The sequence below is a fragment of the Pseudomonas tumuqii genome, from assembly GCF_013184545.1.
GTDB lineage: Bacteria > Pseudomonadota > Gammaproteobacteria > Pseudomonadales > Pseudomonadaceae > Aquipseudomonas > Aquipseudomonas tumuqii.
The window spans coordinates 38,758-64,563 of sequence record NZ_JAAOJA010000010.1; the positions used below are offsets into that span (position 1 = coordinate 38,758).

Annotated in this window: 22 protein-coding genes and 1 tRNA gene; 12 read left to right on the forward strand and 11 right to left on the reverse strand. The window is 66.5% G+C overall.

Going from position 1 to position 25,806, the window contains the following annotated elements:
• Positions 1 to 8: 8 nt before the first annotated feature.
• Positions 9 to 85 (forward strand) — tRNA-Ile (locus G9C89_RS17725).
• 57 nt (positions 86 to 142) lie between these two features.
• Here the strand turns inward: G9C89_RS17725 and G9C89_RS17730 are convergent.
• Positions 143 to 301 (reverse strand): YqaE/Pmp3 family membrane protein, encoded by a 159-nt coding sequence (locus G9C89_RS17730; protein WP_095600415.1) that lies wholly within the window; start codon positions 299 to 301, stop codon positions 143 to 145.
• A gap of 130 nt (positions 302 to 431) precedes the next feature.
• On the opposite strand from G9C89_RS17730, the gene G9C89_RS17735 reads away from it, so the two are divergent.
• The 6 genes from G9C89_RS17735 to G9C89_RS17765 all read left to right on the forward strand — a co-directional run bounded on the left by G9C89_RS17735 (position 432) and on the right by G9C89_RS17765 (position 8,745).
• Positions 432 to 1,901 (forward strand): sigma-54 interaction domain-containing protein, encoded by a 1,470-nt coding sequence (locus tag G9C89_RS17735; RefSeq protein ID WP_172150470.1) that lies wholly within the window; start codon positions 432 to 434, stop codon positions 1,899 to 1,901.
• 423 nt (positions 1,902 to 2,324) lie between these two features.
• Positions 2,325 to 3,710, forward strand: coding sequence for a GntP family permease (locus G9C89_RS17740; RefSeq protein WP_172150472.1), 1,386 nt, complete (start codon positions 2,325 to 2,327; stop codon positions 3,708 to 3,710).
• Positions 3,711 to 3,807: 97 nt separating this feature from the next.
• Complete coding sequence (locus G9C89_RS17745; protein WP_172150474.1) at positions 3,808 to 5,358, forward strand: acyl CoA:acetate/3-ketoacid CoA transferase; 1,551 nt, start codon at positions 3,808 to 3,810, stop codon at positions 5,356 to 5,358.
• Between the two features lie 145 nt (positions 5,359 to 5,503).
• Positions 5,504 to 6,757 (forward strand): OprD family porin, encoded by a 1,254-nt coding sequence (locus G9C89_RS17750; protein WP_172150476.1) that lies wholly within the window; start codon positions 5,504 to 5,506, stop codon positions 6,755 to 6,757.
• Between the two features lie 404 nt (positions 6,758 to 7,161).
• Positions 7,162 to 7,722, forward strand: a complete 561-nt coding sequence (locus tag G9C89_RS17760; protein WP_172150478.1) for an NADPH-dependent FMN reductase — start codon at positions 7,162 to 7,164, stop codon at positions 7,720 to 7,722.
• A gap of 360 nt (positions 7,723 to 8,082) precedes the next feature.
• Positions 8,083 to 8,745, forward strand: a complete 663-nt coding sequence (locus tag G9C89_RS17765; RefSeq protein WP_172150480.1) for an endonuclease — start codon at positions 8,083 to 8,085, stop codon at positions 8,743 to 8,745.
• Between the two features lie 136 nt (positions 8,746 to 8,881).
• Here G9C89_RS17765 and cysQ read toward each other — a convergent pair whose 3' ends face one another.
• Entirely contained in the window at positions 8,882 to 9,703 is an 822-nt protein-coding gene (gene cysQ, locus G9C89_RS17770; RefSeq protein ID WP_172150482.1) for a 3'(2'),5'-bisphosphate nucleotidase CysQ, read from the reverse strand.
• Entirely contained in the window at positions 9,700 to 10,266 is a 567-nt protein-coding gene (gene nudE / locus G9C89_RS17775; protein ID WP_172150484.1) for an ADP compounds hydrolase NudE, read from the reverse strand. Before nudE ends, cysQ begins: the two co-directional genes overlap by 4 nt.
• Positions 10,267 to 10,401: 135 nt before the next feature.
• Here nudE and yrfG point away from each other — a divergent pair, with 135 nt between their 5' ends.
• Positions 10,402 to 11,064 carry a GMP/IMP nucleotidase gene (yrfG, locus tag G9C89_RS17780; RefSeq protein ID WP_172150486.1) on the forward strand — a complete coding sequence of 221 codons (663 nt, stop codon included), beginning with the start codon at positions 10,402 to 10,404 and terminating at the stop codon, positions 11,062 to 11,064.
• Positions 11,065 to 11,254: 190 nt separating this feature from the next.
• Here the strand turns inward: yrfG and fdhD are convergent, their stop codons facing one another.
• From fdhD to G9C89_RS17805, 5 genes are all read right to left on the reverse strand, one after another.
• The gene (fdhD, locus tag G9C89_RS17785; RefSeq protein ID WP_172150488.1) at positions 11,255 to 12,079 is read right to left on the reverse strand and encodes a formate dehydrogenase accessory sulfurtransferase FdhD; all 825 of its coding nucleotides are present in this window, start codon (positions 12,077 to 12,079) and stop codon (positions 11,255 to 11,257) included.
• Between the two features lie 31 nt (positions 12,080 to 12,110).
• The gene (locus G9C89_RS17790; RefSeq protein WP_172150490.1) at positions 12,111 to 12,359 is read right to left on the reverse strand and encodes a formate dehydrogenase subunit delta; all 249 of its coding nucleotides are present in this window, start codon (positions 12,357 to 12,359) and stop codon (positions 12,111 to 12,113) included.
• Positions 12,360 to 12,450: 91 nt separating this feature from the next.
• Positions 12,451 to 15,294, reverse strand: coding sequence for a formate dehydrogenase subunit alpha (fdhF, locus tag G9C89_RS17795; RefSeq protein WP_172150492.1), 2,844 nt, complete (start codon positions 15,292 to 15,294; stop codon positions 12,451 to 12,453).
• 15 nt (positions 15,295 to 15,309) lie between these two features.
• A complete protein-coding gene (locus tag G9C89_RS17800; RefSeq protein WP_172150494.1) occupies positions 15,310 to 16,881 on the reverse strand; it encodes a formate dehydrogenase beta subunit in 1,572 nt (523 codons plus the stop codon).
• Positions 16,878 to 17,372, reverse strand: a complete 495-nt coding sequence (locus G9C89_RS17805) for a formate dehydrogenase subunit gamma (protein WP_172150496.1) — start codon at positions 17,370 to 17,372, stop codon at positions 16,878 to 16,880. The genes G9C89_RS17800 and G9C89_RS17805 overlap by 4 nt, the downstream gene beginning before the upstream one ends.
• A gap of 185 nt (positions 17,373 to 17,557) precedes the next feature.
• Between G9C89_RS17805 and G9C89_RS17810 the strand changes: the two genes are divergently transcribed.
• Complete coding sequence (locus tag G9C89_RS17810) at positions 17,558 to 18,649, forward strand: substrate-binding domain-containing protein (RefSeq protein ID WP_172150498.1); 1,092 nt, start codon at positions 17,558 to 17,560, stop codon at positions 18,647 to 18,649.
• A gap of 219 nt (positions 18,650 to 18,868) precedes the next feature.
• Here the strand turns inward: G9C89_RS17810 and G9C89_RS17815 are convergent, their stop codons facing one another.
• Together G9C89_RS17815 and soxC are read right to left on the reverse strand one after the other, a co-directional pair.
• On the reverse strand, positions 18,869 to 19,429 hold the full coding sequence (locus G9C89_RS17815; RefSeq protein WP_218575944.1) for a c-type cytochrome: 561 nt from the start codon (positions 19,427 to 19,429) through the stop codon (positions 18,869 to 18,871).
• Complete coding sequence (gene soxC / locus G9C89_RS17820; RefSeq protein ID WP_218575945.1) at positions 19,422 to 20,705, reverse strand: sulfite dehydrogenase; 1,284 nt, start codon at positions 20,703 to 20,705, stop codon at positions 19,422 to 19,424. The genes G9C89_RS17815 and soxC overlap by 8 nt, the downstream gene beginning before the upstream one ends.
• An 89-nt stretch (positions 20,706 to 20,794) precedes the next feature.
• Here soxC and G9C89_RS17825 point away from each other — a divergent pair, with 89 nt between their 5' ends.
• The 3 genes from G9C89_RS17825 to G9C89_RS17835 all read left to right on the forward strand — a co-directional run bounded on the left by G9C89_RS17825 (position 20,795) and on the right by G9C89_RS17835 (position 22,634).
• On the forward strand, positions 20,795 to 21,109 hold the full coding sequence (locus tag G9C89_RS17825; RefSeq protein WP_218575946.1) for an ArsR/SmtB family transcription factor: 315 nt from the start codon (positions 20,795 to 20,797) through the stop codon (positions 21,107 to 21,109).
• A 379-nt stretch (positions 21,110 to 21,488) separates the two neighbouring features.
• On the forward strand, positions 21,489 to 21,974 hold the full coding sequence (locus G9C89_RS17830; RefSeq protein WP_172150503.1) for a hypothetical protein: 486 nt from the start codon (positions 21,489 to 21,491) through the stop codon (positions 21,972 to 21,974).
• 216 nt (positions 21,975 to 22,190) lie between these two features.
• Complete coding sequence (locus tag G9C89_RS17835) at positions 22,191 to 22,634, forward strand: glycine zipper domain-containing protein (RefSeq protein ID WP_172150505.1); 444 nt, start codon at positions 22,191 to 22,193, stop codon at positions 22,632 to 22,634.
• A gap of 230 nt (positions 22,635 to 22,864) precedes the next feature.
• Here the strand turns inward: G9C89_RS17835 and G9C89_RS17840 are convergent, their stop codons facing one another.
• Positions 22,865 to 25,708 (reverse strand): AMP-binding protein, encoded by a 2,844-nt coding sequence (locus tag G9C89_RS17840; protein ID WP_172150507.1) that lies wholly within the window; start codon positions 25,706 to 25,708, stop codon positions 22,865 to 22,867.
• Between the last annotated feature and the right edge of the window lie 98 nt (positions 25,709 to 25,806).

The following is a 25,806-nucleotide window of genomic DNA, read 5'->3' on the forward strand; positions in this document are numbered from 1 at the left end:
GCTTCTGAGGGCCCATAGCTCAGTTGGTTAGAGCAGGGGACTCATAATCCCTTGGTCCACGGTTCGAGTCCGTGTGGGCCCACCAACCTCAAAGCCGCGCACTGCGCGGCTTTTTGCTGCGTGGGCTTTGCCGAGAGCAAACTCAACGCTTGGCGATGATATACACCGCGTGAACGATGCCGGGGATGTAGCCGAGCAGGGTCAGCAGGATGTTCAGCCAGAAGGCGCCAGCGAAGCCGACTTGCAGAAATACGCCGAGTGGCGGCAAGAGGATGGCGATCAGAATACGGACCAGGTCCACGGGCGTTCTCCTTAGTAGGATTGATCAGGCATATACAAGGTCGACCGTGCAGGTTCGCCCGAGGTTCCTTGCCGCTTTCGCGCGGCGCTGGCCATAATCGGCCGCACTCTTTCTTCGGAACCTTGCTGCCATGGCGATTTCTCGCGCTGATCTCGATCAACATGGACTCATCGTCGGGGTCTCGCCCGAGCGCTTTCGCGCGGTGGCCATGCCTTTGCTGTTCGATCACCTGAACGCGCAGTGCGAGGGCACCATCGCGGTCAACCGGCAGGCGCGGATCGTCTGGATCAATGACAAGTACGCGGCGAAGGTCGGCATCAGCGACCCGCGCAGCGTGCTCGGCAAGGAGATCGAAGAGGTGCTGCCGGCCAGCCGCCTGCGTGAGGTGGTGGAGAGCGGCCAGCCGAGCATGCTCGACCTGATGGCCTTTGGCAGCGAGCACTTCGTGGTTACCCGCATTCCGTTGCGCGACGAGGACGGCACCCTGGTCGGTGCCCTGGGCTTTGTGTTGTTCGACCGCGCCCGTCACCTCAAGCCGCTGATGGCCAAGTTCAACGTGCTGCAGAACCAGCTGCTCGCCACCCAGAACGAGCTGGCCAAGGCCCGCCGCGCCCGTTACACCATCGCCGGGTTCATCGGCAGCAGTGTGGCCGCCGCCGAGGTGAAGCGCCTGGCCCGGCGTGCCGCGCAACTGGACGCCACGGTGCTGCTGCGCGGCGAAACCGGCACCGGCAAGGAGCTGCTGGCGCAAGGCATCCATAACCTGTCGCCGCGGGCCAACGGGCCTTTTGTCGCGGTCAATGTCGCGGCGATTCCGGAAACCCTGGTCGAGGCCGAGCTGTTCGGTACCGCGCCCGGCGCCTTTACCGGCGCGGATCGCAAGGGGCGCATCGGCAAATTCGAGGTGGCCAACGGCGGCACCCTGTTCCTCGACGAGATCGGCGATCTGCCGCTGGCATTGCAGGCCAAGTTGCTGCGCGTGCTGCAGGAGCAGGAGGTCGAGCCGCTCGGCTCCAACCAGGTCAAGTCGCTGAACGTGCGGGTGATCGCCGCCACCCATATCGATCTGGAAGCCAAGGTCGCCGCTGGACAGTTTCGCGACGACCTGTATTACCGCCTCAATGTGCTGGCATTGCAGGTGCCGCCGCTGCGCGAACGCCAGGCCGACATCCCGGCACTGGTCGAGCATCTGCTCGACGATATCGCCAACCGCTCCGGCCAGGCGCCGATGGAGCTGAGCGCAGACGCCCTGGCCCTGCTCGCCGAACAGCCCTGGAGCGGCAATGTGCGCGAATTGCGTAACCTGCTGGAGCGCGCCCAGTTGGCCGCCGAAGGCGCCGAGCTGGACGCCGCACGCATAGGCGCGCTGTTGGACGCCAGCGGTAAACTGGCGTTGCCGGCCAGCGTACAGCCGCCACCGGCGCCCCAACCCGGCCCGACCGAGCCGTTGTCCGAGAGCCTGGCCCGTAGCGAACGCGCCGCCCTGCAAGCGGCCCTGCGCGCCTGCCAGGGCAACCGGCGCCAGGCCGCCGTGCAACTCGGCATCTCCCGCGCCAGCCTGTACAGCAAGCTGCAGCAGCATGGCTTGAGCGAGCGTTAAACCGGGGATGGGAGCGGTGGCGGTAGACACGCAGATTGGTCGGCGCATGGGGAATTGGTGCGCACGGCGCACCCTACCGCCTGTACGCACCGCCAGGCCTTTATGTCCATGAAACTGGATACATCTTGCGAGAGAAACTCCATAAATCCATACATGTCCATAAATATGGACACTATCCCACCGCTCGCGGGAAGCTCAGGCCATATCCGAAAAAAGGCATATCACTGCGAATAACCAGAGAAACCGCGCTACTTAACCGCTGATCGCTACCCAATCCACCTTACCCAGCCAAGCGCAAGCAACCTGGCACGTCTTTCGCTCTAGGTTCTTCCATGGATTGCGTATCTGCCTGAGTGCACCACGCAGCCACCCGCGGCACGCCATAGAGCGGTGCCTAAAACAACAACAAAAGGAACATCCCCAATGGGTACCCTCGGTATTCTGATTTCCCTCGCGCTGTTGATGTACCTCGCCTACCGCGGCATCAACGTGCTGATCCTCGCTCCACTGCTGGCCCTGCTCGCCCTGCTGTTTTCCGGCGATATCGCCATGTTGCTGCCGACCTACACCCAGGTGTTCATGAAGGCCATGGGCGGCTACGTCATCCAGTTCTTCCCGTTGTTCCTGCTCGGTGCGCTGTTCGGCAAGCTGATGGACGACTCCGGTTCGGCCCGCGCCATCGCCCACGGCATAGTCGCCAAGGTCGGTAGCCAGCGGGCGATCCTCGCCATCGTGCTGGCCTGCGGCATCCTCACCTACGGCGGCGTGTCGCTGTTCGTGGTGGCCTTCGCCGTGTACCCGATCGGCGCCGCGCTGTTCCGCGAGGCCGCGATTCCCAAGCGTTTGATCCCCGGCGCCATCGCCTTGGGCTCCTTCACCTTCACCATGACCGCCCTGCCCGGCACCCCGGCGATCCAGAACGCCATTCCCAACCCGTTCTTCGGCACCGACGCCTTCGCCGCGCCGGGTCTTGGCCTGATCGCCGGCCTGATCATGTTCGGTCTCGGCACCTGGTGGCTGACCGCCCAGGCGCGCAAGCTGAAAGCGGCCGGCGAAGGCTACGGCGAGCACCGCGACGACCCGGTGGCCGAGGACAACCGCAGCATCCCCGGTTTCTGGCTGGCGCTGCTGCCGATCCTGCTGGTGATCGTGCTGAACTTCGTGATGGCCAAGCAGGTGCTGCCCAGCCTCGACGCCAGCTACCTGGCCAAGCCGGAATTCGGCGGCCTGCAGGATGCCAAATCGCTGATCGGCATCTGGTCGATCATCGTCGCCCTGAGCGCGGCGATCCTGCTGCTGATCGCATTGCACTGGCAGCGCTGGCTGGACCTGAAGAAAACCGTCAACGATGGCGCTTTCGGCTCGATGCTGCCGATCCTCAACACCGCCGCCGAAGTCGGTTACGGCACCGTGATCGCCTCCCTGGCCGGCTTCGTGGTGATTCGCGACCTGGTGCTCGGCGTCTCCGCCAACCCGCTGATCTCCGAGGCGGTGGCGGTGAACATTCTCGCCGGCATCACCGGCTCGGCCTCCGGCGGCATGTCGATCGCCCTCAAGACCCTCGGCGAGCAGTACCTGACCCTGGCCACCAGCGCCGGTATCAGCCCGGAGCTGCTGCACCGGGTCGCCGCCATGGCCTCCGGCTGCATGGACACCCTGCCGCACAACGGCGCGGTGATCTCGCTGCTGGCGATCTGCAAGCTGACTCATCGCGAGTCGTACAAATTCATCTTCGTCAACACCGTGGCCTTCCCCATGGTGGCGTTGGTCATGGTGATTACCCTCGGCACCCTGTTCGGCAGTTTCTAAGCAATAGACCCGTAGGAGCGGGCCATGCCCGCGAAACCCATCGCGGGCATGGCCCGCTCCTACGGTCGAGATACCCCTTTCGTTACGAGTACCCGCCATGAGCAAGATCATGACTGCCGCCGCTGCGGTGGCGCGCATCGCCGATAACGCCAACGTCGCCACCGGTGGCTTCGTCGGCATCGGTTTCGCCGAGGAAATCGCCATCGCCCTGGAGCAGCGCTTCCAGAGCGAACAGGCACCGCGCGACCTGACCCTGGTGTATGCCGCCGGCCAAGGCGACGGCAAGGGCCGCGGCCTCAACCACCTGGCCCATGAAGGCCTGGTGCGGCGGGTAATCGGCGGCCACTGGGGCCTGGTGCCGGGGCTGCAGAAGCTGGCGGTGGACAACCGCATCGAAGCCTACAACCTGCCGCAAGGGGTGATCTCGCAACTGTTCCGCGACATCGCCGCCGGCAAGCCGGGGCAGCTATCCCGCGTCGGCCTGGGCACCTTCGTCGACCCCGAGTTCGGCGGCGGCAAGCTCAACGCCTGCACCACCGTCGACCTGGTGCGGCGCATGCCGATCGACGGCGAGGACTACCTGTTCTACCCGACCTTGCCGATCCACGTCGGTATCGTCCGCGCCACCAGTGCCGATCCGGACGGCAACCTGAGCTTCGAGCGCGAGGCGCTGACAATCGAGAGCCTGGCCATCGCCATGGCCGCGCACAATTCCGGCGGCATGGTGATCGCCCAGGTCGAGCGCATCGTCGAACGCGGCTCGCTGAATCCCCGCGAGGTGAAGATCCCCGGCATCCTGGTCGACTGCGTGGTGGTCGCCGAACCGCAGAACCACCAGCAGACCTTCGCCACCGCCTACAACCCGGCGTTCGCCGCCGAGACCCGGGTGCCGGTGGACAGCCTGGCGCCGCTGCCGTTGGACGTGCGCAAGCTGATCGCCCGCCGCGCCGCCCTGGAGCTCAAGGCCGGCGCGGTGGTCAACCTCGGTATCGGCATGCCCGAAGGCGTCGCCGCGGTGGCCGCCGAGGAAGGCGTGATCGAACGCCTGACCCTGACCGCCGAACCGGGCGTGATCGGCGGCATCCCCGCGTCGGGCCTGGACTTCGGCGCGGCGAGCAACCACAGCGCGCTGCTCGACCAGCCCTACCAGTTCGACTTCTACGACGGCGGTGGCCTCGACCTGGCCTTTCTCGGCCTGGCCCAGGCGGACGCAGCGGGCAACCTCAACGTGTCGAAGTTCGGTTCGCGCCTGGCCGGCGCCGGCGGCTTTATCAACATCAGCCAGAATGCCAAGCGGGTGGTGTTCGTCGGCACCTTCAGCGCCGGCCCGCAGGACATCCGCATCGAGGATGGCCGGCTGCGCATCGTCAAGGACGGCGAGCTGCGCAAGTTCGTCGCCGCGGTGGAACAGCGCACCTTCGCCGGGCGCCGGGCCGCCGAACGCGGCCAGCCGGTGCTCTACGTCACCGAACGCTGCGTGTTCCAGCTGAGCGTCGACGGCCTGGAGCTGATCGAGATCGCCCCCGGCGTCGACCTCGAACGCGACATCCTCGCGCGTATGGACTTCATGCCCAGCGTGCGCCAGCCGCGGCTGATGGAGGCACGGCTGTTCCGCCCCGAACGGCTGGGCCTGCACCAGACCTTGTAACGCTTGAGCGAAAACGCGGGCCCGCCCTTGGGCCCGCGCCTTTTTTCAGCTGTCACCCACTCCCACGGCGCGGCCCCTGCACGCGTTGCCTGGCCGGCTGTGGACCAAACAGCCGTATCCACAATAACAACAAGAGGAAATACCCATGCGCCACACCCCGCACTTGCTCGCCGCGAGCATCACCCTGGGCCTGGCTGGCCCGGCCAGCGCCGCCTTCATCGACGACAGCCAGGCCGTGCTCGACGCGCGCAACTTCTACTTCAATCGCGACTTCCGCCAGGACGGCGCGGCGCAGAGCAAGGCCGAGGAATGGGCCCAGGGCTTTATCCTCCGCCTCGACTCCGGCTACACGGAAGGGTCCATCGGCGTCGGTGTCGACGCCATCGGCCTGCTCGGGATCAAGCTGGATTCCAGTCCCGACCGGGTCGGCACCGGCATCCTCAAGAGTGACCGCGAGGCGCCCAGGCGCGCCCAGGACGAGTACGGCGAGCTCGGCCTCACCGCCAAGCTGCGCGCGTCGAACAGCACCCTCAAGCTCGGCACCCTGCAACCGCTGCTGCCGGCGCTGATGCGCAACGACAGCCGCCTGCTGCCGCAGACCTTCCGCGGCGCCTGGCTGAACAGCAACGAAGTGGAAGGTCTGAGCCTGGACCTCGGCCGCATCGACCGGGTCAACCAGCGCGACTCGTCCGACAATGAGCAGATGAGCGTATTCAACGGCGGCAAGCGCAATATCGTGCTGGGCAGCGCCAAGACCAGCGACGAATTCCTCTTCGCCGGCGGCCGCTACCAGTGGACGCCCGAGCTCGCGACCAGCTACTACTACGGCGGCCTCGATGGCATCTACCAGCAGCACCTGGTCAACCTGGTACACCAGCTGTCGCTGGGCGAGGGCCAGAGCTTCAAGTCGGATATCCGCTTCGCCCGCTCCACGGACGACGGCGGCAGCAACGTCGACAACGACGCCTTCGGCGCGCTGTTCACCTACCGTCTGGGCGGCCACGGTTTCGGCGCCGGCTACCAGCAGCTGAGCGGCGACACCGGCTTCGCCTACATCGCCGGCTCGGACAACGCGCTGGTCAACCTGGTGCAGATCAACGATTTCGGCAACCAGGACGAGCGCTCCTGGCAGGCGCGCTACGACTACGACTTCGCCGGCCTCGGCCTGCCGGGTTTGACCTTCATGACCCGCTACCTGTCCGGCGACAACGTCGAGCGTGGCGCCGGGTTGAGCGAAGGCAAGACCTGGGAGCGCAACACCGACATCGCCTACGTGGTGCAGAGCGGCCCGCTGAAGAACTTCGGCCTGCGCCTGCGCAACGCCAGCACCCGCAGCAACATCGGCAGCGATCTGGACGAGAACCGCTTGATCCTCAGCTACAGCCTGGCGCTCTGGTAAGACACAACACCCGCTCGATTGCTCTCCAGCCTTTATTTGCCGGGCCCGGTGGCCCGGCTTCTTTCGTTGCGGGCAGTCAGTACGGCGGGCCATGTGCAGGGGTAGATCGGCGCCGGGGCTTTCCCGGCTTGCATCCGGACTGATTCGTAGGATGTATTGAGCGCAGCGATACCCAGCCTTCCTGCCCTGGCATATCGCCGCCCCCTGGGAGACGCGCGGCCTGCTGCGTGCGGTTTCACCTGGCCAGCCACCGCAACCGCCAGCCGGGCGAGGTGCAGCCGGCCTTCGTCGAGGATCTGCTCGGAGCCTTCGCCTGCTAGCGACATGAGTGTCGAATGCCCGCGCCGGGGCAGTCTATAGTTTCAGTTCACCCCTCTTCCCGCCCTCACTGGCAAGGAGTCGTCATGAGCAAGGTTCACCACATCGCCGTCCTGGTCGGCAGCCTGCGCAAGGGCTCGATCAATCGCAAACTGGCCCTGGCCCTGATCGAACTGGCGCCGGCTTCGCTGAAACTGGAAATCGTCGAGATCGGCGACCTGCCGCTGTACAACGAGGATATCGACCACGACCAGCCGCCCGAGGCTTACATCCGCTTCCGCGCCAAGCTCAAGGCGGCCGACGCGCTGCTGTTCGTCACCCCGGAATACAACCGCTCGATGCCGGCGCCGATGAAGAACGCCATCGACGTCGGCTCGCGCCCCTACGGCCAGAGCGCCTTCGGCGGCAAGCCGGGCGCCGTGCTGAGTGCCTCGCCAGGCGCCATCGGCGGTTTCGGCGCCAACCAGCACCTGCGCCAGTCCATGGTATTTCTCGATGTGCCGATGATGCAGCAGCCGGAAGCTTACATAGGCAATGCCGGCAGCCTCTTCGAAGAGAGCGGTGAGCTCGGCGACGGCATCAAACCGTTCCTGAAAAAGTTCATCGACGCCTATGCCGAATGGGTGGCGCATCAGGTAAAAGGCTGACCCACGCGGGATGGCGGATGCTGGACAGGTAATAGGGAGCACTGGGCGAACGCCCAAAAAAGAAAACCCCGCTGGTGCGGGGCCTTTGCAGACTGTGTACTGACATCCGTGTTCCGCACACCATCCTGGCGGCTTCCAGCGTATCCCTTTTGGTTACTTTGCGCTTCCTGCGCTACGTCCATGAACAGAAGGTTAGCCGCCCAGCGCCCAGCGCAGTAGTGGCGATCTGCAGCACGCCATGTAAGCTAAGGCTTACATGGCGTCAATCTTTCGGCTTTATCATGCCTCGTCGGTCTTGTTAGAGGCGACCATCCTATAAAAACAACAGCCGCCGAACACGGCGGTCAGCGGGGCCTGGTCATGCGTGCTGTCGTTATCGCCCTCGGTTGCCTGGCAGCCAGTTTCAGCCTGCCGGTTCTGGCCAATGGTCAGAGCCAGATTGCCGATCCGCAAGTTCGCGACCAGTTGTTCTGGAATGAGCTGTATGGCGCCGGCGGCACCTCGCTGTATTGCGCCAAGGCCTTTACCGGCGAAGGTGGTGGCGGACTGCTCAGCGCCAGCCCGATCTACAGCCGCAAGCAGTTGAAAAGCGCCCTGCGCTGCATCACCGATCGCCAGTGCCGCATCATGAACCCGCGCTATGCCTATATGGCCGCCGACCTGCATAACCTCTATCCGGCGCTGACCCGCGTCGAACAGGTGCGGCGCAACGCGCAGTTCGGTGAGCTGGACGCCAGCGGGCAGAGCCCGTTCGTCGACATCGGCTGCGACCTCAAGAGCCGCTTCAAGGTGCTGGAGCCGCCTGACGCAGCCAAGGGCAATATCGCCCGGGCGATCTTCTATATGCATATCGAATACGACCTGCCCATCGTCGGCCAGGCGAGCATGTACAAACGCTGGCACCGGATGGACCCACCGGATGGCGAAGAAAACGCCCGCAACGAAAAGATCGGCAGCCTGCAGGGTACGCGCAACCGTTTTATCGACGACCCGGCCCTGGTCGACCAATTGATCGCCGACTGAGACACCCCGCGCCGCGCCGATGAACCAGCGGTGCACTGCCTGCGGTGAGGTCACCCTGCGGATTGCTCGGGGTAATGGGTCGCAGCGGCGGGCGCCTGGAGACGGCCGCGGTAGACGGGGGGTTGTTCGCGAGCTCTCAGTCCAGGGCGCGGGCCAGCTGGATCAGTTCGGCACGCCATTCGACGGCTACCGGCAAGGCGAGGAAGGACGGGTTGAGCAGGGACTCGCGTGCTTCATAGGTCAGCACCTCGCCCTTGAGGGTCAGCACTTCGCCGCCGGCACCTTCCAACACGCCCTGGGCGGCGGCGGTGTCCCACTGCGAGGTCGGCGCCAGGCGCGGGTAGCAATCGGCAATGCCTTCGGCCAGTTGGCAGAACTTCAGCGAGCTGCCGACGCTGGCCAGTTGCAGGTCGCCGAAGCGCTCGCTTAGGCCCTCGAGCAGACGCTCCTGCGCCGGGCTGCTGTGGCGCCGGCTGGCGACCACGGTAAAGGCCTCGTCCGGGGTCAGGCGCACGCTGATCGGCTGCTCCGCGCCATCGGCCTCGGCCCGCCAGGCGCCCAGGCCGGCACCGCCGTAGTAGCAGCGGCCATTGGCCGGAATACCGACCACGCCGAAGACCACCCGGCCCCGCTCGATCAGGGCGACGTTGACGGTGAACTCCTCGCTGCCGGCAATGAATTCCTTGGTGCCGTCCAGCGGGTCGACCAGCCACCAGCGGCGCCACTGCGCGCGCTCGCCGAAGGCGATATCGGCGTCCTCCTCGGACAGCACCGGGATGCTCGGATCGAGCGCGACCAGGCCATCGGTGAGGATGTGATGGGCGGCCATGTCGGCGGCGGTCACCGGCGAGGCGTCGGCCTTTTCGGTGACCAGCACACCGGCGCGCCAATGCGGCAGAATCGCCGCGCCGGCCTCGCGGACCAACTGGATGACCGCCGGAATCAGGGGGTGGCTCATGGCACGAAGTCTCCGCGCTGGGTCAGCAGATCGCGCGCCAGGTAGAGCGCGGCCAGGGCCCGGCCCTCGCTGAATTGTGGATGCTGCACCAGGCTCGAGAGTTCGCGCAGGTTGACCTTGTCGACCCGCATCGGCTCCGGTTCGTCACCGGGCAGGCTTTCCGGGTACAGCTCCGTAGCCAATACCACCTGGATCTTCTGGCTCATATAGCCGGGCGACAGGCTCAGCTCGGTCAGGTGCTCGAGCCGCCGCGCGCCGAAACCGGCTTCTTCCTTGAGTTCGCGGTCGGCCGCTGCCAGCACGTCCTCGCCCGGTTCGATCAGCCCCTTGGGCAGCGACAGCTGGTAGTCGTCGGTGCCGGCGCAGTATTCCTCGACCAGCAGCACATGCTCGGCATCGGCCAGCGCCACTATCATCACCGCGCCGTAACCGACGCCCTTGCCGACCAGGCGCTCATAGGTCCGTTCCACCCCGTTGGCGAAGCGCAGCTGCAGTTCCTCGACACGAAACAGGCGACTGCTGGCGACGATCTCGCGGGCGAGTACGGTGGGTTTCTGACGCATGGTGCGGCTCCTGGGAGTGGCGAGGCGAGTTATCATACCGCGCCTTTTCCGATTAGCCCCGTCGGAGATTGCGCGATCACGACGTCAGTCGGCAGATTAGCGACAACCTCCGCAATCAGCACACAAGAAGCCGCCATGCCGTCATTGCCCTGGACCGAGATCGACACCGTACTGCTGGACATGGACGGCACCCTGCTCGACCTGCATTTCGACAACCACTTCTGGCTGGAGCACCTGCCGCAGCGCTATGCCGAGCTGCACGGCATCAGCCGCGCGCTGGCCGACGCCGAGCTGCTGCCGCTGTTCCATGCGCACGCCGGCCAGCTCAACTGGTACTGCACGGACTTCTGGAGCCGCGAGCTGAATCTGTCGATCCGCGAACTCAAGCGCGAGGTGGCCCACCTGATCGCCCTGCGCCCGGACGCCGACACCTTCCTCGCCGCGGTGCGCGCCGCCGGCAAACGCGTGGTGCTGATCACCAACGCCCATCGCGATTCGCTGTCGCTGAAGCTGGAACGCATCGAACTGGCGCCCTACTTCGACCGCCTGATCAGCTCCCACGACTACGGCTTCGCCAAGGAAGACCAGCAGTTCTGGTTCGCCCTGCAGCAGGACCTCGGCTTCGCTGCGGCGCGCAGCCTGTTCATCGACGACAGCCTGCCGATCCTGCGCAGCGCCCGCGCCTTCGGCGTCGGCCATCTGCTGGCGGTGCGCCAGCCGGACAGCCGCAAAGGCCCGAAAGACACCGAGGAATTCGCCGCAGTCGATGACTACCGGGCGTTGATCGAGGGGCTGTAAACGCACTGTGGTGCGGCAAGTGAATCAGATTGAGCCGGTGCACGCGCGTCCAGCGCACGGTGAGGCTGACCGAGCCTGGTAGGGTGCGCCGTGCGCACCACTGACAACCGGGTGCCGGTGCGCACGGCCTAGGCAGCCCCGCGCACCCTACGAGCCGGGGTCATCGAAACAATAACGCTGAGAGAGCGCCCTAGCACGCCGGGCTGTAGACCCGGGGCGCGCTGTGATGCGGCAGGTGGATCAGGTTGAGCCGGTGCTCGCGCGCCCAGCGCACGGTGAGGTTGGTCGGCGCCGAGAGGCTGACCAGGGTGGCGAATTCGCCGCGCACCGCCTTGTGAATCAGCTCCAGGCTGCAGCGACTGGTGATCACCACGAAGCCCTGGCGCGCGCTACGACCTTGCTGGCGCAGCGCACCGATCAGCTTGTCCAGCGCGTTGTGCCGGCCGATATCCTCGCGGCACAGGCTGATTTCGCCGTGCTGGTCGACAAATAGCGCGGCATGCAGGGCGCCGCTGTGGCGCGCCAGGCTCTGCACGCTGGCGATGCGCGTGCGCAGGTCACGCAGGTGTGCGGCGGGCGGCAACGGGCTGGGCGGCAGGACCTCGAGTTGCGGCAGTGCCTGCTCCAGCGCCGCCACGCCACACAGGCCGCAACCGCTGGTGCCGGCCAGCTGGCGACGTTGCTGCTTGAGCGCCCAGAAGGCGCGGTTACTGATCTGCACCTCGGCGCTGAGGGTGTCGCCACTGCGCGTAACCCGTACGTCGAAAATTTGCTCGATGCCGCTGACCACCGCGCTGCTCAGGCTGAAGCCGATGACGAAGTCTTCCACGGCCGAGGGCGAGACCATCATCACCGCATGGCTGATACCGTTGTAGGCAATCGCCAGGGCACATTCCTCGGCCAACATGGCGCTGCCGCGCACTGCCGCGTCATCCAGCTCGACATAGGCGTAGGCATCCTGCGCCTGGCTGGTGGACGGCTCGCCCGGAACGGAGATGGCTGCGCGACGTGACATGCTCGATGACTCCAAGGGATCAGCTCCCAGCTTAAGCCGGCCTGGCCACAGGTTCGACCTGGTCGCGACGCGCCCGCATTGCCTCGAGCACAAAGGCGCTCAGCCCTTCACCGCCGCTGGCATCGAGATGAGCGTAGAGCGCGGTGCGCATCTGCGGATCCCATTGGCGCTTGAGGTGCTGGGCGAAATCGTCCCGCGCCTGCAGCGGGTCGGGCTGGGAGGCGAAGAAGGCGCCAATCTGGTTGGCCATCTTGATCAGTTGCGTGGCGTTCATGCCCATGGACGTGCTCCGCTGATTAACCCGACTGCCCCGTAGGATGGGTTGAGCGCAGCGATACCCATGCCGTCGCTGCACACACACCACACGCCCCTCACAGCTGCACCACCTTGATCTGCGGCAGCAGGTCGAGCTGCTCGTGGGTGAAGGCCTGGAACTCCTCCTGCCACTGCGAAGGCGTTGCCACCTTGCTGATCTGCACCGCGGTGACCTTGTACTCGGGGCAGTTGGTGGCCCAGTCGGAGTTGTCGGTGGTGATCACGTTGGCGCCGGATTCCGGGTGGTGGAAGGTGGTGTAAACAATCCCCGGCTGAACCCGCTCGGTAATGGTCGCACGCATCGCCGTCTCGCCGGCGCGGCTGTTGATCGATACCCAGTCGCCGTCATTGATCCCGCGATCCTCGGCATCCACCGGATGGATCTCCAGACGATCTTCGGCATGCCAGGCGCCGTTGGCGGTGCGCCGGGTCTGCGCACCGACGTTGTACTGCGAGAGAATCCGCCCGGTGGTGAGGATCAGCGGGCGCTTGCGCGAGGTGCGCTCCTCGGTGGCGATGTACTCGGTGATCATGAAGCGGCCCTTGCCGCGCACGAAGGCGTCCTCGTGCATGATCGGCGTGCCTTCGGGCGCGGCGTCGTTGCATGGCCACTGGATGCTGCCCAGGCGCTCGAGCTTGGCGTAGCTGACCCCGGTGAAGGTCGGCGTCAGGCTGGCGATCTCGTCCATGATCTGCGACGGGTGGCTGTAGTTCATCGGGTAGCCGAGGGCATTGGACAGCGCCACCGTCACTTCCCAGTCTTCCTTGCCGGCCAGCGCCGGCATCACCTTGCGCACCGGCGAGATGCGCCGTTCGGCGTTGGTGAAGGTGCCGTTCTTCTCAAGGAAGGAGGCGCCAGGGAGGAACACATGGGCGTACTTGGCGGTTTCGTTGAGGAACAGGTCCTGCACCACCACGCACTCCATGGCCTTGAGCGCGTCGGTGACGTGCTGGGTGTCCGGGTCGGACTGCGCCGGGTCCTCGCCCTGGATATACATGCCCTTGAAGGTGCCGGCATGGGCCGCCGCCAGCATATTGGGGATACGCAGGCCCGGCTCGTCGAGCAAGGTGACGCCCCAGGCCTGCTCGAACTGCGCGCGCGCCAGCGGGTCGGAGACGTGGCGGTAGCCGGGCAGCTCATGGGGAAAGGAACCCATGTCGCAGGAGCCCTGCACGTTGTTCTGCCCGCGCAGCGGGTTCACCCCGACGCCGGGCCGGCCGATATTGCCGGTGGCCATGGCCAGGTTGGCGATCGCCATCACGGTCGAGGAACCCTGGCTGTGTTCGGTCACGCCCAGGCCGTAGTAGATCGCCGCGTTACCGCCGGTGGCATACAGCCGCGCCGCAGCGCGCACGCTGGCGGCCGGCACTCCGGTCAACTCCTCCATGGCCTCGGGGCTGTGCCGCGGGTCGGCGACGAAGGCGCGCCATTGTTCGAAGGCCTCAATCTCGCAGCGCTCGGCGACGAAAGCCTCGTCCACCAGCCCTTCACTGACGATGACGTGGGCCAGGCTGTTGAGCAGGGCGACGTTGCTGCCGGGACGCAGTTGCAGGTGATGGTCGGCCTTGACGTGCGGGCCGCGCACCAGGTCGATGCCGCGCGGATCGGCGACGATCAGCTTGGCGCCCTCGCGCAGACGACGCTTGAGCTGCGAGCCGAATACCGGGTGGCCGTCGGTGGGGTTGGCGCCGATCACCAGCACCACATCGGCGGCCAGCACCGAGTCGAAATCCTGGGTGCCGGCGGATTCGCCGAGGGTGACCTTGAGGCCGTAGCCGGTCGGCGAATGGCAGACCCGCGCGCAGGTGTCGACGTTGTTGTTGCCGAAGGCGGCGCGCACCAGTTTCTGTACCAGGTAGGCCTCTTCGTTGGTGCAGCGCGACGACGTCAGGCCGCCGACCGAGTCGCGGCCGTACTGCGCCTGGATGTCCTTGAAGCGTTTGGCGGTATAGGCGATCGCCTCGTCCCAGCTCACCGTGCGCCAGGGCTCGTGGATGCTCTCGCGAATCATCGGCGCGGCGATGCGATCCGGGTGGGTGGCGTAGCCCCAGGCGAAACGGCCCTTGACGCAGGCGTGGCCGTGGTTGGCGTGGCCGTCCTTGTTCGGCACCATGCGTACAACTTCATTGCCTTTGATCTCGGCCTTGAACGAACAACCGACGCCGCAATAGGCGCAGGTGGTGGTCACGCTGCGTTCGGCCTGGCCCTTCTCGATCACCGACTTTTCCATCAGGGTGGCGGTCGGGCAGGCGTTGACACAGGCGCCGCAGGACACGCACTCGGAGTCGAGGAAGGTCTCGTTCTGCCCGGCGCTGACCTGCGAGTCGAAGCCACGGCCAGTGATGGTCAGGGCGAAGGTGCCCTGCACTTCTTCACAGGCGCGCACGCAGCGGTTGCAGACGATGCACTTGGCCGGGTCGAAGGTGAAATAGGGGTTGGATTCGTCCTTGGCCTCGGCCAGGTGGGTCTTCACCGGGTCGTAGCGCACCTCGCGCAGGCCGACCACGCCGGCCATGTCCTGCAGCTCGCAGTTGCCGTTGGCCGAACAGGTCAGGCAGTCCAGCGGGTGGTCGGAGATATACAGCTCCATGGTGCCGCGGCGCAGCTCGGCCAGTTTCGGGCTCTGCGTATGCACCTTCATCCCGGCTTCCACCGGGGTGGTGCAGGACGCCGGGAAGCCGCGCCGGCCTTCGATTTCCACCACGCACAGGCGGCACGAGCCGAAGGGTTCCAGGCTGTCGCTGGCGCACAGCTTGGGCACCGCGATGCCGGCCTCCTGGGCCGCGCGCATCAGCGAGGTGCCGGCCGGCACGCTGATCGCCTGGCCGTCGATTTCCACGGTTACCGGGGCGCCGGTGCGGGCGGGGGTGCCATAGTCGAGTTCACGAAACAGGGCCATGTCGGTGTCTCCGGTTCAGCGGGCTGCGGCAGTGTCTGGCGACACGCCGAAGTCTTCGGGAAAGTGGTTGAGGGCGCTCAGCACCGGATAGGGGGTCATGCCGCCGAGGGCGCACAGCGAACCGCCGAGCATGGTGTCGCACAGGCTCTTGAGCAGTTCGATGCGCCCCGGCTGCGGGCCTTCCGAGCGGGCGACGATGATCTGCTCGAGCAGCTCTTCGCCGCGGGTCGAGCCGATCCGGCAGGGCGTGCACTTGCCGCAGGATTCGATCGCGCAGAACTGCATGGCGTAGCGCGCCATGTCGGCCATGTCGACGCTGTCGTCGAACACCACGATGCCGCCGTGGCCGAGAACCGCGCCAAGGGCGGCGAAGGCCTCGTAATCCAGCGGCGTGTCGAATTGCGACTCCGGCAGGTAGGCGCCGAGCGGGCCGCCGACCTGCACCGCGCGAATCGGCCGGCCGGTGGCCGAGCCGCCGCCATAGTCGTAGAGCAGTTCGCGCAGGGTGATGCCGAAGGCTTTCTCGATCAGGCCGCCGCGGGCGATATTGCCGGTCAGCTGGATCGGCAGGGTGCCGAGCGAGCGGCCCATGCCGAAGTCGCGGTAGTAGGCACCACCCTTGTCGAGAATGATCGGCACCGAGGCCAGCGAGATCACGTTGTTGATCACCGTGGGCATGCCGAACAGGCCCTCGATCGCCGGCAGCGGCGGCTTCGGCCGCACTTCGCCGCGCTTGCCTTCGAGACTTTCCAGCAGCGAGGTTTCCTCACCGCAGACATAGGCACCGGCACCGCGGCGCAGGTGCAGATGGAAGCGCTGGCTGCTGCCGAGAATGTCGTCGCCCAGGTAGCCCTCGGCATAGGCCGTGGCGATGGTCGCCTTGAGCGCGGCCTCGGCATGCGGGTATTCCGAGCGCAAATAGATATAGCCCTCGGTGGCGCCGACGGCCAGGGCGGCGATGGTCATGCCCTCGATCAGCACGAAGGGGTCGTCTTCCATCACCATGCGGTCGGAGAAGGTGCCCGAGTCGCCCTCGTCGGCGTTGCAGACGATGTACTTCTGCGCCGCCTCGCAGCCGGCCACGGTGCGCCACTTGATCCCGGTGGGAAAGGCCGCGCCGCCGCGCCCGCGCAGGCCGGAGTCGAGCACTTCGGCGATGATCGCCTCAGAGCCGATTTCCAGCGCGTGCTTGAGGCCGCGGTAGCCGTCGTGGGCGATATAGTCGGCCAGCGACAATGGATCGGTGATCCCGGCGCGGGCGAAGGTCAGGCGCTCCTGACGCTTGAGGTAGTCGATCTCCTCGGTCAGGCCGAGCGCCAGCGAATGCTCGCCGCCGTCGAGAAAGCCGGCATCGAACATTCCGGCGACGTCGCGGGCCTTGACCGGACCATAGGCGACACGCCCGGCCGGGGTGGCGACCTCGACCAGCGGCTCCAGCCAGAACAGCCCGCGCGAACCGTTGCGCACCAGGCGCACCTCGATATTGCGCGCAGCGGCCTCGGCGACTATGGTCCGGGCAACCTTGTCGGCGCCCAGGCTCAGGGCGCTGGCGTCACGCGGTACGTATACGGTAATGGGCGAACTCATAGCCGCACCTCCTGTTCTTCAACCAAGTCCAGCAGATCCTCGACATCGACACGGCCATGCAGCTCGCCATTGAGCATGGCATTCGGCGCACAGGCGCAGTTGCCCAGGCAGTACACCGCCTCCAGGGTCAAGCTGCCGTCGGCGCGGGTCTCGCCCAGTTGCAGGCCGAGTTTTTCCTGCAGCTCATGGGTCAGCGCCTTGGCACCCATCGACTGGCAAGCCTCGGCCTGGCACAGCTTCAGGTGCACACGCCCCGGCGGGCTGGCGCGAAAATCATGGTAGAAGCTGACCACGCCGTGCACCTCGGCGCGCGACAGGCACAGGTCTTCGGCGATCATCGGTAGCACCTCGGGCGGCACCGCGCCGAGACGATCCTGAATGTCGTGCAGAATGGGCAGCAGGGCGCCCGGTTCGTCGCGGTGCGCCGCCAACACCTCGCGGGTGACGGCCTGGTACTGCGGTAAGTCGGCATGCTGGGCAAGCTTGGCCATGTTCGAGGCTCCGGCCGCTGTGCGGGCTGCTGACCGCCGCTGCTCGCCAAAACTATCCGGCGAGCGGCTGAGCGACCCTTAGGCGCACAACATATGAAATTGAGTTCTTATTTGCAGGTCATGAAAACCACGGTAAGCCAAGCTAACATGCGGTCACGCCACATCAAATATGAAGCAGAGGACATATGATCCGCATCGAGATCCAGCCGCGCTGGCGCTTTCACCAGACCGATGGCAGCAGCCTCGACCCGCAGGGCCTGAGCCTGCTGCAAAACGTCCACGACAGCGGCAAGCTGACCGAGGCCGCCGCCCGCAGCGGCTACTCCTACCGGCATGCCTGGAACCTGCTGGGCAAGTGGGAAACCTTCTTCGGCAGCCCGCTGATCGAGCTGCAGCGCGGCAAGGGTGCACGGCTCACCAGCCTGGGAGAAAAACTGCTGCGCGCCGACCAACGCATCCGCGCACGCCTGACCCCGCAACTGGACAACCTCGCCGGCGAACTGGAGGTCGAACTGAACCGCGCGCTACAGGAAACCCGCCCCGGCCTGCGCATCCATGCCAGCCATGGTTTCGCCGTGGCGGCGCTGCGCGAATGGCTGGAGCAGGACAACCGCTGGCAGTGGGAGCTGCAGTTTCGCAGCGGGGTCGAGGCGATGCTCTCGCTGCAGCGCCGCGACTGCGACCTGGCCGGCCTGCACGTGCCGTCCGGGCCGCTGGGCAGCCTGAGCATGGCGCGCATCCAGCCCTGGCTGCGCGTCGAGCACCGGGTGATCACCTTCGTCGTGCGCACCCAGGGCCTGATCCTCGCCCCCGGCAACCCGCTGGGCGTCACCGGGCTGGCCGACCTGCAGCGCAGCGGCCTGCGCCTGGTCAACCGCGAACAGGGCTCGGGCACGCGCATGCTGCTGGAAAGCCTGCTGCAACAGGCGCAGATCGACAGCGCCGGCATCGACGGTTTCCATAACGAGGAATACACCCACGCCGCGGTGGCCGCCTACGTCGCCAGCGGCATGGCCGATGTCGGCTTCGGCGTCGAGGCGGCGGCGCGGATGTTCGGCCTGGCCTTCATTCCCATGGCCCGCGAGCACTACTGCCTGCTCTGCCACCAGGACAGCCTGGCGCTGCCGGCCATGGGCGCGCTGCTCGAGGTGCTGCAACACCCGGAGTTTCAGGCGCGCATCGCCCAGTTGCCCGGCTACGCCCTGAGCCGCCCCGGCGAGGTGCTGCCGCTGGCCCAGGCGCTGGAACAGTGGAGCCGCGAGAGCCTGCTGGAGTAGCCAAGATTTTTTTCACCAGCCCTATCAAACAACCCGCATGTCATTGATTTTATGGGTTATGACGTTTTATGTAGGAGCGGGGGGGGGGGACGCCTAGTTCCATGGCCGCGATGGGTTTCGCGGGCATGGCCCGCTCCTACAGGGGCCCATAAGCCGACAGAGACGATTGCCTCCAGTTTGCTGCGCGACAGCGCGCCGTCGAAGACGGGGCGGCCCCTCTCAGGGAGCAGCAGACTCCGGCGCGCCTTGCGCCCAGCGCAGGCGTGTGCGCCCGGGCATCTCGACCTTGGGCAGGCTGTCCTGGTCGAGCACGGCGCTCGCGTCCAGCAGGCCATTGAGGTGCAGGATATAGGCGCTGACGGCATACACCTGATCGTCGCTCAGGCTCTTCGGCGCATGGTGCGGCATGGCCCGGCGGATGTAGTCGAAGATGCTGGTGGCGTACGGCCATTGACCACCCACCGAGAGCAGCAGCAACGGGTATTCGCTGATGCGCAGAATACGCAAGGGGTCGTCGAGGCTGAAAAAACCGTCGCTACCAACCAGGCGTGCGGCCGGGCCCTGTTTGCCGTTGGCACTGTGGCAAGCGGCGCACTGGCTGGCATAGAGCTCGCCACCGGCAATCACGCTGCCCTGGCCCGGAGGCAGGTTGCGTCCATCGGGATACACGCTGATGGCATAGCGCTGGATGGTCTGCGCCGCCAACGGCTGGCCGAAGTCGATCACCGGCTGCGCCGCCGCGCTGGTTGTCAGCGCCAGCAGCAGCCACAGGCTACGCATAGACATTCTCCACCTCGCCGCTGCTGCTCACCCGCCAGGCCTGGATGGCGTTGTAGTGGTTGAACGAGTGGGCGGCGTAACGGCTGCGCCACTCGCTGCGGCTCGGCTGGGTGTTGCCCAGCTCGTCGGTGGCGCGGCTGAGCAGGGTGGTGGCCGCGCCCGTCCACTGCCAGGGGATGCTGAAGCGGGTCAGCGCCTTGTCCAGCACCGGTGCGTGCAACTGCGCCGGCGCCCAGGTGCGGCCGTTGTCGGCGGAAACCTCGACCTTGGAGATACGCCCCAAGCCGGACCAGGCCAGCCCGGATACCTCATAGAAGCCTTTCAGCTCGGGCAACTGCTGCAGCCCGCTGGGATGGGTGATCACCGATTTGACCTCCATGGGGAAGCCGAACGCGAGGATGTCGCCATCGCTGAGAATGCGCGTATAGAGGCCCGACTCGTCCTTGCTGAAGGCCGGGCTATCGCTGACTTCCAGGCGGTGCAGCCACTTGACGCTGACGTTGCCTTCCCAACCCGGCACGAACAGGCGCAGCGGATACCCCTGGGAGGGCCGCAGGCGCTCGCCGTTCTGGTAGAAGGCGATGATGGCGTCATCCAGCAACTTGGCCAGCGGCAGGCTGCGGCTGTGCGAGCCGCCGTCGGCGCCCTCGCAGATCACCCAGCGCGCCTCCGCCTTGACCCCCGCTTCGCGCAGCAGGTAGGACAGCGGCACGCCGGTCCATTCCGAGCCGGAGACCTCGCCGAACAATTCCTGGCAATCGGCATTGCGCGCAGTCGGCGAGATGGCGTTGGCGGCGGTGTTGCCCGCGCATTCGAGAAACTGGATGCGCGAGACCATGGGGTAGCGCATCAAACGCTCCAGATCGAACTGCAGCGGCCGCTCGACCAGACCATGCAGCAGCAGCTGATGGCGCTCGGGGTCGATGGCCGGAATGCCGTTGTGGTGCACCGCGTAATGCAAACCGCTGGGGGTGATGATGCCGCGCTGGTGCTGCAACGGCGAATGCCAGATGCTGAAACCGGCGGTCTTTGGGGTCGATGGCTGGCGCTGGCGCAACACCTGCCGTTCATGGGCCGAGGGGCTGCCGTACTCGGTGTCGGCGCCGCCCAGGCTGGTCATCCAGGTCGGCATGGGCGGTTCGCCTTGCGCCAGCACCCGCCCGGCCGGCGTCAGGCCGATGGCGGCGGCAAGGCTGAGGCCGTAACCGCTCCTGAGAAAGGCGCGGCGATCGAGCAGGCCGTTACCGGCGACGAAGCGCAAAGCTGACTTGTTCACGACAGGCTCCTGGACGGCAGTTGCCGTCGCCTTCATTGAATGACCATATAACTAGTAATCTAGTTATATGGTTGCATGCCGTAGGCCGCTTGTCTATTCTCCGCGCCATGGAACTCAATGAAGTCGCATCTTGCCTCGAGGCGCTGGGCAATCCGCTACGCCTGCAGGTCTTCCGCACGCTGGTGCGCAGTGGCCCGGACGGGCTCAACTTCGGCCAATTGCAGGAACGCATCGGCATTCCCCGCTCGACCCTGGCCCATCACCTCAACAGCATGGTGCAGGCCGGCGTGATCACGCAGCAGCGCGATGGCCGTGAAGTATTCAACCGGGTCGACTTCGCCCGCTTGCAGCAGGCCCTGAACTTCATGCTGGCCGAATGCTGCCAGGACGGCGGGCCAGCCTGACCACCCCGGTGGCGGCCCGATCCATCCGCCGGTCTCCCTGAGCAGCTCGGTTTGCGCCGCGACAGCGCTTCGGCGAAGACGGCGATACGACGTCCCGATAATCAATAGATCGGTGGATCAACCTGCAATTCCCCGCGCCTCCAGAGCCACAAGCAGGCACCCGCATCAACCGCTGAAGGCGCCCGCCAAAAGGCCTGAAAAAACGCCCCGGGTTGCTTGGGGCAAGGAGCTATGACCGCCTGATTCCGTAAAAGTTCTCCAGTCAAAACAGCTACTTACACAACCTTTACCTACGCGCACCGCTCGTCGGCAGAAGCTTGCCAGGCCTGCTCGCCAACCCCAGCATCGCCACCGACTTAACCACTGAGAGAGCTTCTCCATGAAGTACATTTCGATGCTTCTACTGAGCCTCGGCTTCGCCGCAGGACAGGCAATGGCAGGCGATAACATTCAGGCCGGTGTCGGCGGCGCGCTGGGCGGGGTATTGGGCTCGGTGGTCGGCCAGCACGTCGGCGGCAGCACCGGCGCAGCCATCGGCGCCGGTGTCGGCGGCGCCGCGGGCGGCTCGGTCGCCGCGCGCCGCGGCAACAAGACCGAAGCCGCCATCGGCGGCGGTTTGGGCGCGGCTGGCGGCAACGTCATCGGCCAGCAGATGGGCGGCACTACCGGCGGCCTGATCGGCGCGGCGCTCGGCGGCGGAGCCGGCGGCGCCATCGGCAACAGCTATGGCGATGCCAGCCGGTACGATGACCGTGACTATCGCGGCGACCGGGGTTACTACCGGGACGGCCATCGCCACGGCCATCGCCATCACCACGGCAAGCGACACAAGCACAAGCACCACCGTCACGGCTGGCGCGACTAGCAGGGCAGTGCGCCACCCGGCCTAGGAGAGACCGTTTAAGCGCAGGTTGGTTTGCGACATCAGCGCGCTGCGTGCCTTACCCATGATGCAGGTGCGACCAGCCCCGGTCAGGGAACCAAAACCCGCCATGCGCCTCTACATCTGCGCGATGTAGCGAAAAGCCACTAATCGTGACTGCCGTACGCTCGCCCCCTCTTATTCAGCAGGACTCAAACCATGCGCAATATTCTCGCAGCGTTAGTGCTCAGCGGCCTTATCGCCGCGCCTTATGCCCTGGCCGGCGACTCCGGCAAAGTCGCCATCGGCAGCGGCGTTGGCGGTGTCCTGGGCAACGTCATCGGCCAGCAGGTCGGTGGTAGCACCGGCGCGGCGATTGGGGCCGGAGTCGGCGGTGCCGCCGGCGGAGTGATTACCGCCCGCGACGGCAACAAGACCGGCGCCGCCCTCGGCGGTGGCCTCGGCGCAGCGGGCGGTTCGGTGCTCGGCGGCCAAGTCGGCGGCAGCACCGGCTCGACCATAGGTGCGGGCCTGGGTGGCGCAGCCGGCGGCGCGCTCGGCAACGAACTGAGCAACGACAACCGTTACGACAGCCACTATGACGGCGGTGGCCACTCCCATGGCCACAAGCACAAGAAACACAAGAAAAATCGCCACCATTGAGTCATTCCAGGCGCAGCTGCCACCCAGCGTCATCGGCCACGACAGCAGCCGCTCACCCAGCCCGGTGAGCGGCTTTTTTGTAGCCTGGACAAGGTCGCAGAGTAACCCCCAGTGCGTCATGCGCACCAAGGCTTCACGGCCTTCGGCAATCTGGTGCGCACAGCGCACCCTACGGTTCGAACTCGTCGCACCTATTGCTCCACGCCCGCGCAGGTCAGCGGCGCATGCCCTCAACCTGCCAGCAGCAGCCGGTCCGGCTCATCCAGGTGCTGCAGCAACTCGGCCCGCGCGCTGTCGCGCAATCTGATCGCATCCAGCCAGTCGGGGCCCTGCGTCAGCAGTTGGGCGCAGATGTGCAGATGGATTTCGCCACGGTGGGGGAACCACTGGCCGCCACGCAGGATCATGCGCGAACCGGCGATGGCCACCGGCACCAGCGGCACGTCGGCGCGCGCGGCGAGGACGAAGGCGCCCATGCGAAATGGCAGCAGCCCCGGCTCGCGACTCAACGTGCCTTCGGGGAAGAACACCAGCGACTGCCCGGACTGCAACGCCTGCGCCAGGCGTTCGGCGTCGTCGGCACTGCGCTGCAGGTCGAAGCGCTCGACGAAGCAGGTGCCGAGCTTGCGCAGGAAGGGTCCGGCGATACGCTGCCCGGCCAGTTCACGCTTGGCGACGAAGCTGAACTCGGCAGGCAACGCCGCGCAGAGCAGCAACCCGTCGAGGTAACTGGCATGGTTGGCGACCAGCACCCGCACCTCCTGCCGGCGCAGCCTGTCCAGGCGTTCGATATGCACGGGGATGCCCGCCAGACGCAGGAACAGGCGCGCCGCGGCCCCGGTCAAGCGGCGGCGCCAGGTCAGCCGCGGCAGCAGTGCCACGGCCGTCCAGGTCAGGCTGCCGAGTAGCCCGAGCAACCCCCAGAAATACCCGGCATAGAGCGCGGTCTGAACGCTGCGCCAGCCGCGGCCGAGTTGCGCCCGCGCCGCCGACTGCGCCAGGCGCAGCAGTTGCCGCCACACCGGACGCCCCGCCCGGCCTACCTCGCCGCGCTCGTACAGCTCGCGGCTGGCGGCGCGGCGGATCTTGCCGCTGGAGGTTTTCAGTACGCTGTGCGGCGGCGCCAGGACGATATCGTCCGGCGGCACCCCGGTCAGGTCGACGGCGATCCGCCGGATCTGCTGCTGCAGACGTTGCCGCACGTGGGCCTCCTTCTCGTTGGTTTCCGCCAGCACCACCAGGCGCTCGCTGGCACTGGCCGGGTCGCCACTGCCGAACACCGCGACGCAGCCTTTGCGCAGGCCCGGCAGGCTGCCGACCGCGGTCTCGACGTCGTAGGGATAGATGTTGCGCCCGCCGCGAATGATCAGGTCCTTGGCCCGCCCACTCAGATAGATCTCGCCTGCGGCCATATAGGCCAGGTCGAGCGAGTCGATCCATTCGCCATGGCGCACCCGCTGGCTCTCCTGCGGGTTATGGAAATAGCCGCTGCTGGTCGACGGCCCCTTGAATTGCAGATGGCCCTCGCTGCGTTCGGGCAGTTCGATATCGTGGTCATCGACGATCCGCACCTGGTGCCCCGGCAGCGGCCGCCCGCAGCTGACGAAGCGCAGCGCATCGGCACTTCCCGGCTCGGCGTGCACAGCCTTGCCCCGGGCCTGGAACGGCTCGCGCCGGATCCAGTCGATCAGCAGCCCGCTGTCCATCGGCGGGAAGGCCACGCCCAGGGTCGCCTCGGCCAGGCCATAGACCGGGGCCAGCGCAGCCGGCTGCAGCCCACAGCGGCCGAAGCGCTCGGCGAAGCGTTGCAGGGTGTCCGGGCTGACCGGCTCGGCGCCGTTGCAGGCCAGGCGCCAACTGCTCAGGTCGAGGCCCTCGATCTCGCTGTCGGTGAGCTTGCCCAGGCACAGTTCGTAGGCGAAATTCGGTGCCGCCGACAGCGTGCCGCGGAAGCGCTGGATGGTCTCCAGCCAGCGCAGCGGCCGGGCGAGGAACGCCAGCGGCGACATCAGCACTAGGACGAAACCGTAATACAGGCTGCCGAACCAGGCGCCGATCAGGCCCATGTCGTGGTACATCGGCAGCCAGCTGACGAACACATCCTCGGCGCTGACGCGAAACGCCGTCCCCATCGCGCGCAGGTTGGCCAGCAGGTTGGCGTGGCTGATCATCACCCCCTTGGGCTGGCCGGTACTGCCCGAGGTGTACTGCAGGAACGCCAGATCCTCGGCCTGGCGCCTGCTCGCCAGGAAGGTACCGGGCTCGGCGGACAACTCGGCCACCGTGGCGATCTCGCGCAGGCTCGGCACCTGCGACTTGAGCAGGCGGGCGAGCAGTTTGGCTTCGCTCACGGTGATCAGCATGGTCGCCTCGGCATTGCCCAGAATGCCGGCCTGGCGGCGCAGGTGCTCCTCGATCTGCGACAGGCGCATGGGCGGATAGATCGGCACCGGCACGCCGCCGGCGAGGAGGATGCCGAAGAAGCCGAAGAGGAAGTCCCGGCCGGTCGGCAGCATCAGCGCCACCCGCTGCCCGGCACGCAGGCCGCGCTGCTGCAAGCCACTGGCAACCGCCCGGGCGCCCTGCTGCAAGGCCAGGTAGCTGATGTCTTCGGGCACATCGCTATCGCCCAGCAGACGCACATGAATGCGCTGCGGGTGCTGCTGCACATGCCAGTCGAGCACCTCGATCAGGGTCTGCGCAGCGTCCGGCGCGAGCCGCTCCTGCGGGCCGACGGGCAAGCGCTCGACGCTGCCGCGCGGCTCCGGCCCCGGCCCGACTGTCGGGGCGCATGCCAGCAGCGCCTCGAGCACATCGCCCGGGGTCTCCGCCGAGGCGAACAGCGCTTCCGGCAAACGCACGCCGAACTCGCGCTCGACACGCGACCACAGCTCGACCCGGGCCAGACTGTCCAGCCCCAGATCGCTGTCGAGTACGCTGTGCAGGCTGACGGGTGAGTCCTGCGCCGCATCGGGGCGCAGCTCGACAAGCGTCTGTCGAACGATGCGTAACAGTCGTTGCGCCGCAGCCGCTGAATCGGGATGGGCGCGTGTTGCATGAGGCAAACGACTCATCGGCGACCCCTCTCCGGGTGGGCAGTCTTGGCGACCACCCTCGCCCGAAAACAATAAGCCTTTGCCGGCGCTGGCGATAATAACCTCTGGCCCATACC

Excerpts from the sequence above, each read along its gene's own strand:
- fdhF (WP_172150492.1), bottom strand. The coding sequence starts at position 15,294 with ATGGCCCTGTTTCGTGAACTCGACTATGGCACCCCCGCCCGCACCGGC.
- G9C89_RS17815 (WP_218575944.1), bottom strand. The coding sequence starts at position 19,429 with ATGCGTAGCCTGTGGCTGCTGCTGGCGCTGACAACCAGCGCGGCGGCG.
- G9C89_RS17810 (WP_172150498.1), top strand. The coding sequence starts at position 17,558 with ATGATCCGCATCGAGATCCAGCCGCGCTGGCGCTTTCACCAGACCGAT.
- G9C89_RS17840 (WP_172150507.1), bottom strand. The coding sequence starts at position 25,708 with ATGAGTCGTTTGCCTCATGCAACACGCGCCCATCCCGATTCAGCGGCT.
- G9C89_RS17790 (WP_172150490.1), bottom strand. The coding sequence starts at position 12,359 with ATGGGCATGAACGCCACGCAACTGATCAAGATGGCCAACCAGATTGGC.
- fdhD (WP_172150488.1), bottom strand. The coding sequence starts at position 12,079 with ATGTCACGTCGCGCAGCCATCTCCGTTCCGGGCGAGCCGTCCACCAGC.
- G9C89_RS17835 (WP_172150505.1), top strand. The coding sequence starts at position 22,191 with ATGCGCAATATTCTCGCAGCGTTAGTGCTCAGCGGCCTTATCGCCGCG.
- cysQ (WP_172150482.1), bottom strand. The coding sequence starts at position 9,703 with ATGAGCCACCCCCTGATTCCGGCGGTCATCCAGTTGGTCCGCGAGGCC.
- G9C89_RS17805 (WP_172150496.1), bottom strand. The coding sequence starts at position 17,372 with ATGGCCAAGCTTGCCCAGCATGCCGACTTACCGCAGTACCAGGCCGTC.
- G9C89_RS17750 (WP_172150476.1), top strand. The coding sequence starts at position 5,504 with ATGCGCCACACCCCGCACTTGCTCGCCGCGAGCATCACCCTGGGCCTG.
- G9C89_RS17830 (WP_172150503.1), top strand. The coding sequence starts at position 21,489 with ATGAAGTACATTTCGATGCTTCTACTGAGCCTCGGCTTCGCCGCAGGA.
- nudE (WP_172150484.1), bottom strand. The coding sequence starts at position 10,266 with ATGCGTCAGAAACCCACCGTACTCGCCCGCGAGATCGTCGCCAGCAGT.
- G9C89_RS17740 (WP_172150472.1), top strand. The coding sequence starts at position 2,325 with ATGGGTACCCTCGGTATTCTGATTTCCCTCGCGCTGTTGATGTACCTC.
- G9C89_RS17745 (WP_172150474.1), top strand. The coding sequence starts at position 3,808 with ATGAGCAAGATCATGACTGCCGCCGCTGCGGTGGCGCGCATCGCCGAT.
- G9C89_RS17800 (WP_172150494.1), bottom strand. The coding sequence starts at position 16,881 with ATGAGTTCGCCCATTACCGTATACGTACCGCGTGACGCCAGCGCCCTG.
- yrfG (WP_172150486.1), top strand. The coding sequence starts at position 10,402 with ATGCCGTCATTGCCCTGGACCGAGATCGACACCGTACTGCTGGACATG.
- G9C89_RS17765 (WP_172150480.1), top strand. The coding sequence starts at position 8,083 with ATGCGTGCTGTCGTTATCGCCCTCGGTTGCCTGGCAGCCAGTTTCAGC.
- G9C89_RS17735 (WP_172150470.1), top strand. The coding sequence starts at position 432 with ATGGCGATTTCTCGCGCTGATCTCGATCAACATGGACTCATCGTCGGG.
- G9C89_RS17760 (WP_172150478.1), top strand. The coding sequence starts at position 7,162 with ATGAGCAAGGTTCACCACATCGCCGTCCTGGTCGGCAGCCTGCGCAAG.